Annotated in this window: 11 protein-coding genes; 4 read left to right on the forward strand and 7 right to left on the reverse strand. The window is 43.7% G+C overall.

From position 1 onward, the window contains the following. The coding region (gene tnpA, locus ACYQ4O_RS12555) for an IS200/IS605 family transposase (RefSeq protein ID WP_460175823.1) at positions 1-267 on the forward strand (267 nt) is incomplete at its 5' end. Between the two features lie 49 nt (positions 268-316). On the opposite strand, the gene ACYQ4O_RS12560 is transcribed toward tnpA, so the two are convergent. The 5 genes from ACYQ4O_RS12560 to ACYQ4O_RS12580 all read right to left on the reverse strand — a co-directional run bounded on the left by ACYQ4O_RS12560 (position 317) and on the right by ACYQ4O_RS12580 (position 3,902). Then, positions 317-760: a zinc ribbon domain-containing protein gene (locus tag ACYQ4O_RS12560; protein ID WP_308514230.1), complete on the reverse strand. Its 444-nt coding sequence runs from the start codon at positions 758-760 to the stop codon at positions 317-319. A gap of 25 nt (positions 761-785) precedes the next feature. Further along, complete coding sequence (locus ACYQ4O_RS12565) at positions 786-1,700, reverse strand: cation diffusion facilitator family transporter (protein WP_308514229.1); 915 nt, start codon at positions 1,698-1,700, stop codon at positions 786-788. Positions 1,701-1,786: 86 nt separating this feature from the next. Further along, complete coding sequence (locus tag ACYQ4O_RS12570; RefSeq protein WP_460175824.1) at positions 1,787-2,479, reverse strand: hypothetical protein; 693 nt, start codon at positions 2,477-2,479, stop codon at positions 1,787-1,789. Between the two features lie 538 nt (positions 2,480-3,017). Further along, complete coding sequence (locus ACYQ4O_RS12575; protein ID WP_277037021.1) at positions 3,018-3,311, reverse strand: hypothetical protein; 294 nt, start codon at positions 3,309-3,311, stop codon at positions 3,018-3,020. A gap of 42 nt (positions 3,312-3,353) precedes the next feature. Beyond that, entirely contained in the window at positions 3,354-3,902 is a 549-nt protein-coding gene (locus tag ACYQ4O_RS12580) for an N-acetyltransferase family protein (RefSeq protein WP_460175825.1), read from the reverse strand. Between the two features lie 262 nt (positions 3,903-4,164). Here ACYQ4O_RS12580 and aroC point away from each other — a divergent pair, with 262 nt between their 5' ends. After that, the gene (gene aroC / locus ACYQ4O_RS12585) at positions 4,165-5,235 is read left to right on the forward strand and encodes a chorismate synthase (protein WP_460175826.1); all 1,071 of its coding nucleotides are present in this window, start codon (positions 4,165-4,167) and stop codon (positions 5,233-5,235) included. A gap of 55 nt (positions 5,236-5,290) precedes the next feature. Here the strand turns inward: aroC and ACYQ4O_RS12590 are convergent, their stop codons facing one another. Together ACYQ4O_RS12590 and murJ are read right to left on the reverse strand one after the other, a co-directional pair. Next, positions 5,291-5,497 (reverse strand): hypothetical protein, encoded by a 207-nt coding sequence (locus ACYQ4O_RS12590; RefSeq protein WP_066592748.1) that lies wholly within the window; start codon positions 5,495-5,497, stop codon positions 5,291-5,293. Positions 5,498-5,593: 96 nt separating this feature from the next. Beyond that, the gene (murJ, locus tag ACYQ4O_RS12595; protein ID WP_308514225.1) at positions 5,594-7,144 is read right to left on the reverse strand and encodes a murein biosynthesis integral membrane protein MurJ; all 1,551 of its coding nucleotides are present in this window, start codon (positions 7,142-7,144) and stop codon (positions 5,594-5,596) included. Between the two features lie 497 nt (positions 7,145-7,641). Between murJ and rpsT the strand changes: the two genes are divergently transcribed. Further along, positions 7,642-7,905: a 30S ribosomal protein S20 gene (gene rpsT, locus ACYQ4O_RS12600; protein WP_066592754.1), complete on the forward strand. Its 264-nt coding sequence runs from the start codon at positions 7,642-7,644 to the stop codon at positions 7,903-7,905. Positions 7,906-8,084: 179 nt separating this feature from the next. Beyond that, positions 8,085-9,263 carry an acetylornithine/succinylornithine family transaminase gene (locus ACYQ4O_RS12605; protein ID WP_460175827.1) on the forward strand — a complete coding sequence of 393 codons (1,179 nt, stop codon included), beginning with the start codon at positions 8,085-8,087 and terminating at the stop codon, positions 9,261-9,263. Positions 9,264-9,400: the final 137 nt, after the last annotated feature.

Below are 9,400 nucleotides of genomic sequence, written 5' to 3' on the forward strand. Positions count from 1 at the left end.
TTTGAAGCTGACTTAGTAGAGTTTGATGGCGAAAAATATCACGTTCATTTGTTAATTACTTACCCACCTAAAGTCTCTATATCTCGTTCAGTCAATTCTCTGAAAGGAGTATCGAGCCGTCTTATTCAAAAAAAGAAATATCCCTCCATTCTTAGCCTGTTATGGAGGGATGCTCTCTGGGCTCCTTCTTATTTTGCTGCAAGTTGTGGGAGTGCACCTATTTCTATTATCAAACAGTACATTGAACAACAGAATACGCCTGACTGAAAAAATTATTATATTCGACCCTTATATCACCGTCCTAAAGGACGGTGTTTTACAGGTGGGTCTGATAAATACAAGCAATTATTAAGATACCAATGATGATTGCCAAAATCCAATTTAAAAAATTAGGTTTCGGAGGCGTATTGAATTTCTCTAACTCCTGCGAACACTTAGGGCAAAACGTTGCACTCACCTTCCCGTTCACTACTTTGGCTTTAGGAATTATTGGTTCACCGCAATGTGGACACTTAACTTTCAAATCAACTGACGTAGGATCTGCGGAAACATTCTTTTGACGATGGTAAAGCTTGATGTTGTAAGGCTTATCTTCGATTAAAGTGAATTCAACAATATCTTTTAGGACAGGAGAATAGCCGCTACTTAATTGGTCGCTGGAAAAAGTAAAAATGTTATTTTTCCCGCAGTTAATCTCTCCCATGTTGCCATTGTCTATAACTTCAGTGACGACGCCTTTGAGTGTTACTTCGTTATCCATATTCTTTCTTCCTTTATTTTGCCGCTCAGGCATGCTCCTCTTCTTCCGGCTGAATGGTCACGTGAGTAATTCCAAATTTAGCTTCCAACTGATTCCTTGCGATGCTCAGAATCTCCGGCCATTTCTGGAAATCCAAAATGGTTACGTGAGCAGAAAGGGCAATTTCGTTTCCATCCATATTCCACACATGGAGATCATGAACAGACTTTACGCCCGGCACCTCTTCCAGCGTAGTTCCGACTTCCTCGTAAGAAATGTCCTCCGGAACACCGTCAAGTAAGAGTCGAAGAGACTTTTTGATGATGGAGTATGAAGAGTTCAGAATCAAACAGCTCACGAACATGGAAAGTACCGGGTCAGCTTGAATAGGACCGCCGAAATAAATGATCAAACCGGCCAAAATAGCGGCAATTGAGCCGAGCAAGTCGCCCATCACGTGAAGCAGTGCAGCTCGGGTATTTAAATTCTTGGAGTCGTGAGAAAGAATCCAAGCAACCAAAATATTCACAAGCAAACCGATAGAGGCCACGATAAAGACGCTTCCGCCTTCGACGGGCTGCGGATTTGCCAAACGTTCGACTGCTTCATAAAAAATCCAACCGACCACGAAGAACATCACGATGCCATTAATTAATGCCGCGACAACTTCCATTTTGGCGTAGCCGTAGGAGTATTTGACACTTGCTGCCTTTTGAGCCATGACACTAGCAGCAAAAGCAAACAGCAAAGAAGCCGAGTCAGTCACCATATGACCGGCATCGGACAACAGGGCCAAAGAATTGGCCAAGTAGCCGCCGATGATTTCCACCACGGCAAAACCCAAGGTCAAAGCAGATGCAAAGGCAAGGAGCTTTTTAGAAGATGATGTGTTTTTATGTATATAAGCCGAATCCCCTTTTTTATGGGACAACAACTCTGTATTTTTTAATGTATCGCTCATAATTCAGCCAGCAATTATGTTTTTTCCTCTATTCGACAATATTAGGAAGAAAACACAATCTTAGGCTAATTAAGAGTACAAAATGGTCAATGATCAGAAATTTCGTGTACTACCGGAAACGGCAGATCGGCGACAGTCATCCCGAAGCCTTCCAGTAATTGATGAAGCAGAGACAATTCTTCAGCCTTAGTCAGCTTATTTTTCTTAGATTCAAGAAATTTTTCCACGACCTTAACCAGAACTTCTTTACTTTCATGCGGAGAGAGACGGCGAATAAGATCTTCTGTGCATTCGCAGCATCTTTTGAGCAGCCCTACTCCCAAAATGCTGATTAAGGTTTCTTCGAAGCAGTCTTTGTTATAGCTGAAGGCTTTCTTTCTTCCGATAAACGGCATCACCAAAAAGAAAGTTCCAATGCCTAAGCTGCACGGGACAACGGTTCTTCCCAATAAGGAATTCGGAATGTCTAAAAGAGCTAACAAAACGCCAGCCAAAATAAAGCCGCCGCCGATTAACCACATCATCAGAGCGTCCGAAAGAAACTCCATTCTTCCCCAGCTGCTGACATAGGCTTGAATTCTATCTATCTGATTTGCGACATGAAGAGCTTGGGCGTGCGTATAACCGGCCTCACGCTCAATCATTCCGATATGAATGGAATCCAAATAATCCCATTCTTTTCTAGTTACTCTGTCCGGAGATTTTATTAGCTTTAAAAGCAAATGGGCGAACTTAAGACCTTCGTCCGTCTCTTCTTGGACGTAATGTTGCTCTGTCATGACCAAAATATTTTTCTAAAAGTAAGAGAATTTTAGCAAGTAAGAAACACCGAAAAAAATTCAAAGCATAGAACTCTTTTTGGGTGCGTATTTGCAATAGGAAGCCATCCGTAATTTAACAAATGCATACCTTTTTTGAGATAACTATTCTTAGGGTTTACTTTACTTTTTTTCGGGTTTGTTCTAGTATTTCGTTCGAGGGATTTATTTATCCCTCACTCCTTGGGATTTGAGGTTACCAAGCTGAGAATTTTCTTTCCGGACTGCTCAAACAGTCTGAAGTAAATTCCACTTGGATTTGAGGATTGAGTTCCCGTTAACTCTGTGGAACATACGCCGCTCGACACTTTATGTGCGAGTGGCTTTTTTTTTCGTTTTTCGAGGTCGTATCTCCGGATTTTTCGGCTAAAAACTCGCCTTGTTCTGCAACGCATCAGCGGAAAAAGAGAAATAATTTAGGCGCTCCGGAACCTCAAAACTCCCAAAACGCCTCAAGAATTAACCTTCCTCCAGGAGGAGAGGAAAGATTCTAAATTTTTTAGTTATTTCGTTGCTTTTCCGGACAAAGTGCCGGTGTTCCATACATAGGAAGGACCGGCGGGAAGGAAATAATATCGTCATCAGACATTTGCATCAGTGCCTCCGGACCATCCTCAGCACTGTGATAAGCGTAATTCAGCTTTGCATAGACGTTAATGATGCCCTCATCCAAAATCTCTTTGACTTCCTCAGGACTGTCTTCAATTTCGGCAATCAAATCTTGCAGGGCCTCAAGGGCGTCCGTTAGGGTTGCTACGCTCCATTCTGCATCGTACTTTTGTTCATCGCTCATGACTATTTCCAGTTAAGAGAAGAATTATCGAATTACATCATTTTAATTCTCTTCGCCGGACAAAGTCGGTGCATCCGCATCGCCAGGCTGAAGAACTCGTTGATAAACCAACGTATCTAGCCAGCGGCCTAATTTCCAACCGACTGATTTCAATTCTCCGACTCTCTCAAATTTGCAATTCTCATGAAGAGCGATTGCAGCTTTGTTTTCTTTATCGCCGATATAAGCAATCATCTGACGATAGCCCTTGCTTTCACACTCTGCGATTAGTGCTGTAAGGAGCTGCGTACCTACTCCATCGCCTTGAGCTTCCGGATGGACAAAAACGAAGTCACGGACAGTATTGACATATCCCTGCTCCGGACTAAACGGTAAAACATAGGCAAATCCTACAACCTCTCCGGAAACTTCAGCTACAAAACAAGGGCAATGATGCTCTTCAGCATATTCTCTTGTTCTTTCGATATCCTTAGAAGAGGGTAACCGCAAATCTAAGCTGCCCGTTCCCATCACCACAATCTGACTATAGAGACACAGCATCGGCTCTATATCGTCTTTGCTTGCATTTCTGATTGATACTTCGAGACTCACTTTTTCCTCCTGTAATGCAAAACATTCTAAGAAGAATTTGTTACAAAAAACAGATCCTCACACCTGAATAGGTACCGATACTGCGTTGGAAGCAACCGATTTTTGAATCTTTCTCTGTTTTAGAAATTCGTCAATGTCTTTTGACCAACAGAGCTCTACAAGCAAAGTTAACTTTTTCCAAATTCAAAAAAGTTCTGTCCTCTTTTCTTTTGAGTTTCTTTCTCTCCTACAATTTCGAGCACAGACTAAAAAGAGGAAAGATATGGCGGGTTCAAGTATCGGTAAATTGTTGGTAGTCACAAATTTCGGAGAGTCTCATGGTCCGGCTATCGGTGCAGTTGTTGACGGGGTTCCTCCCGGGATGAAGCTGGATATCAACGATATCCAAGTAGAACTTGACAGAAGAAAACCCGGGACTTCCCGGCACGTTACTCAACGAAAAGAAAGCGATACGGTTGAGATCCTTTCCGGTGTCTACAACGGTGTAACAACCGGCACTCCAATCGGCCTTCTTATTCGAAATGAAGACCAAAAGAGCAAAGACTATTCCGAAATTGCAAATCTTTACCGCCCGGCTCATGCCGATTGGACATACGCTCAAAAATACGGAATCCGAGATCCGCGCGGAGGCGGCCGAAGTTCTGCAAGGCTGACTGCCCCGACGGTGGCGGCCGGTGCAATCGCAAAGAAATGGCTGAAGGAACAGTTCAATGTCAATATCCAAGCTTGCTTGGTTCAATTAGGAAATCTTGAACTACCCATTAATGATTGGGATGAAGTCGATCAAAATAGCTTCTTCTGTGCCGATAAAGAAATCATTCCTCAATTAGAAAGTTTCATGGATAGTCTCAGGAAATCCGGAGACTCTGCCGGCGGAAAAGTTTTTGTTAAAGCTGAAAATGTCCCCGTTGGTATCGGTCAGCCTATTTATGACCGACTGGATGCAGAATTGGCATTCGCCTTTATGGGACTCAATGCCGTTAAAGGAGTTGAAATCGGAGAAGGCATCAAAGCAGCTGGATTAAAAGGCAGCCAAAACGCCGATCAAATGGACTCTAAGGCTGAGGATCATTTTTTGAGCAATCATTCCGGCGGCATCTTAGGAGGGATTTCTACCGGCCAAACGGTTTACGCAACCGTTTCTATCAAACCTACCCCTTCTATCCGCTTGCCCTTAGCAACGTTGAATTCTCAGATGCAAGATACTACGGTGAGCACAAAAGGCAGACACGACCCTTGTGTCTCGATTAGAGCCGTTCCTGTACTTGAGGCTCTTATGGCCCTTGTTCTCATGGACCTGATTCTTCAAAACCACGCTCAGACCGGATGGTAAAAGCTAAAGTTTGACCTCTGCTGAATCAACAGTCAGAGGTCTTTTTCCAACAAAATTACTTAGAACAGCCGCATCCGCAGTCAGTTGCAGCTTCGACTTCTGCATCCATCAATGCTTCAGTTTCAAGCTGTTCTTTTTCTTCTTTTGCTTCTTTCTTGGATTTGGTAGAACAACAGCAACCGCAGTCGGTAGCTGCCTCAACTTCTGCATCCATGAGTGCTTCGGTTTCTACTTGTTCCTTTAACTCTTCTTTCTTGCTCATCGGCAAATCTCCTACACAGTTAGATTATTTGTATTGATTGTGCAGGAGAAAGTTCGGACCATTGGGAGAAATGCACAAAAATGAGACCTTTGAGGACTATTCAACGTCTTTGACTCGCAAATCAGAAAGCCTGTAACCGCAAACAAAAAGCATGAATAAATACGCAAAGCCGGCAACGGCAATCAGTCCGCAGAGGATGGTCATTTTCATGGCCCAGCTCATTTGCAGATGCGCCCAATCAATTTGCATCTGGGCAGCAAAAAGAATCGCGCACAACACAACTGAGGAAACAAATACCGACATAAACAGCTTCCTCCAGCCCTCAACCGGGGTAAAAATCTTTCGTTTTCTCAGAATGCAAAGAAGAATCGTACTGTTAAAACAAGCCCCGAGCCCTACTGACAACGCCAATCCGGCATGAGCAAATAAAGGAACATTAATAAGGTTAAAAAGCTGAGTGACAATCAGAGCCGCGCAAGCCACTTTGACCGGGGTTTTAATGTCTTTTTGAGCATAAAAACCCGGGGCAAGAATCTTAATTCCAATCAAACCGATAAGTCCTATGGAATAGCCCAAAACTGCATTTGAAGTTTGGACAACATCGTTCGGCCCGAACAATTTGCTTTGAAAAAGGACGGATACCAAAGCATCCGAAAGAAAAGCCAAGCCTAAAGCCGCAGGAATGGCAAAAGCAATAATCAGCTTGAGCCCCCAGTTGAGCAACGCGTTATATTTATCCATCGAGCCCTTTGCAAAAGCAGCCGAAAGACTTGGAAGCAGAACCGTACCGAGAGCCACGCCAAGCAAAGCGGTTGGGAACTCCATCAAACGGTCGGCATAAGTCAGCCAAGTAACCGAACCTTCCGCTAGGAAAGAAGCGATATTGGTATTGATAAGAATAGAAATATGTGCAACGCCGACCGCAAACAAAGCCGGGACCATAAGTTTTAGGACTCTCCTTACGGCCGGATCCTTAAGAGCAGTAAGCGGAGAAACAGGCTTCGGCAACAAGCCTCTCTTCCACAACGCAGGAATTTGAACAGCCAGCTGCAGAAAGCCGCCTGCCATGACGCCGATTGCCAAAGCAAAGATCGGCCTTTCCATATGCGGCGCTAAAAACAAAGTAGCGCAAATCAAAGACAGATTCAAAAGAATCGGAACAGCAGCCGGAATCGCAAATTCTTTCCATGTATTCAAAATGGATGAACTAAGGGCAACCATTGACATGAAAAAAATGTACGGGAACATAATTCTTGTCAACTGGCTTGCTGTAGTGAATGTCTGCGGTTCTTCATACAAGCCTGAGGCAATAATCCAAACAAGAATCGGCGCACATAGAGAGCCTAAAACGCTGATAAGAAGAACGACACTGGCCAATAAACTTGCAACTCTGTCAATAAACGTCTTAGCTTCATCTTGTGCCTTAGTAGACTTTGCATCGGCAAGCATCGGTACAAAAGCTTGCTGAAAAGCACCTTCCGCAAAAAGACGGCGTAACAAATTCGGAAGCCGGAATGCAACGTAGTAGGCGTCGGTATCTCCGCTTACGCCGAAAAATCGTGCAATTAAAATATCTCTGATAAGACCTGTGATTCTTGAGATAAGAGTCATGCCCGAAATCACTGCTGCACTTCTAAAAATACTCACATCTACCTCTTAATCTCTTTTTGCGTATAGGAAAACTAAAAACAGGTGCCGAGACGTCCTCGGCTTTTAAAGCACAACATTCTAATCGTGTGAAATGCAGACTTCGGGATTTATCCGCAAATCAGTCCTAAAAATAACAGTTTGCGTGCGAATTTGTCCGCTCTCTTAAGTTAATGAAAAAGTTTTTAGAATCTCGAACAACATGTTGTTTTCAAAAACTAATCTTTTTCGGCAACAACCAATTCGGGTTTGTTCTTAGCGGAAAGATTTTTCTTGAAATATAGTCCTGAAATATGCCAAAAGATACATTTTTACAATACTTTCACATAGTCCATTAATTTTAATTTTGTTGTATACTCTCGGACTTGTTTGATGACGGCTGCCTCGGAACTGTCGTCTAGTATTAATTTTATTTAACAACCGGCCTAGCCCTAATATTGCAGTGGCAACCGGTGATTTTTTGTACAAGCCACTCGCATAGGCAAGGAATTTAAACAATGGCAAATACTAAACAAGCTCGCAAGCGCGCTATTCAGTCTGTTGCTCGCAACAAGCACCTCTCTGCTCAGCGTTCTCGCTATCGTACAGCAATCAAATCCGTCCGCAAAGCTATCGCTACTGGCGATAAGGCTGCTGCTCAGCAGGCTTACACTGCTGCTCAGTCCGTTATTGACTCCATGGCTGATAAGAAAGTTCTTCACAAGAACGCAGCTGCTCGTCATAAGAGCCGTTTGACCGCATTTATCAAGGCAATGGCCTAATAATTCGGACGAATTCGTTAAGGGGACCTTCGCGGTCCCTTTTTTCATGCGTGTTTGCCACAAATGCCATGAAATAAATTCTTTCCTTATTCAATCTTCTTTACATTAAATCTATAATTCGAGAATTAACCTCGAATTTGAGGATTTTTTATAACATCTTTGTAAGGATAGGTTTGCCAATGTCAAATCTGATGAATACCTACGGCCGTCTCCCTGTCGAATTTGATCATGGACAAGGTGTTTGGCTTTGGGATAAAGAAGGTAATAAATACTTAGATGCGCTCGCCGGTATCGCTGTTAATGCTGTCGGACATGCCCATCCTCGCCTTGTAAAGGCCATCAGTGATCAAGCATCGAAGTTAATTCACTGCTCTAATTATTTCCAAATCAGCCTTCAAGAACAGGTAGCTGCCAAGCTGCTCGAACATTCCGGATTAGACGCTGTTTTCTTCTGCAACAGCGGCCTCGAAGCCAACGAATGTGCCTTTAAGATTGCTCGAAAATACGGTCATCAGAAAGGAATCAAGGTTCCTACCATCGTCGTTCTCAAAAAAGCATTCCACGGACGTTCAATCTCTACTTTATCTGCGACCGGCAATCCCGGCGTTCGTAAAGATTTCGATCCGTTCATGGAAGGAATCATTCAAATTGATGAAAATGATTTAGACGGACTCCGTGAACTGGCCAAGACCAATAAAGATATCGTTGCTTTGATGTTTGAGCCGATTCAAGGTGAAGGCGGAGTCAATCCGATTGATCTGTCCGCCATGAAAGAGTTCCGCCGAATCTGCGACGAAAATGATTGGCTTTTAATGGTTGACGAAATCCAATGCGGACTCGGACGTTCCGGCAAATGGTTTGCTCATCAATGGGCAGAAATTAAACCTGACGTTATGACCTTGGCTAAAGGACTTGCAGGCGGCGTTCCTGTTGGTGCCGTCGTTGTTGACAACAAAGCCAATATCTTCACGCCGGGCAACCATGGTTCTACTTTCGGCGGCAATCCTCTGGCGATGCGCGCTGCATTGGAAACTTTGAGCATTATCGAAGATGAAAATCTTGTTGAAAATGCCTACAACGTTGGTAAGAAGCTTAAGAAAGATCTTTCTAAGTCTTTAAACGGTTTCTCCGGTGTTCTTGAAATCAGAGGAAAAGGCTTAATGCTCGGTGTAGTACTCGACCGTGACGCACATGATTTGTTGGAACCGGCTCTTAAAGCAGGTTTGACGTTCAGCGTCACGGCCGGCAATGTGATCCGACTTGTTCCTCCGCTAATCCTTACGGAAACTGAAGCTGAAGAAATCGTTAAGCGTCTTACTCCGCTGATTCGTGCTTTCTTAGCCCAGCCTAAAGTCTAAGACTCTGCGCCTGATCGAGTAGAGGGTTGGGTTGCCCCGTCCCCCTCTCACAGCACCCACCGTACGGTTCCGTAGTGGGCGCTTCACTAACAAATCGCCATAAAGCGGAGAGAATACAACCCTAATCTGGCAAAACG

This window comes from Turicimonas sp. TL08 (genome assembly GCF_054660695.1).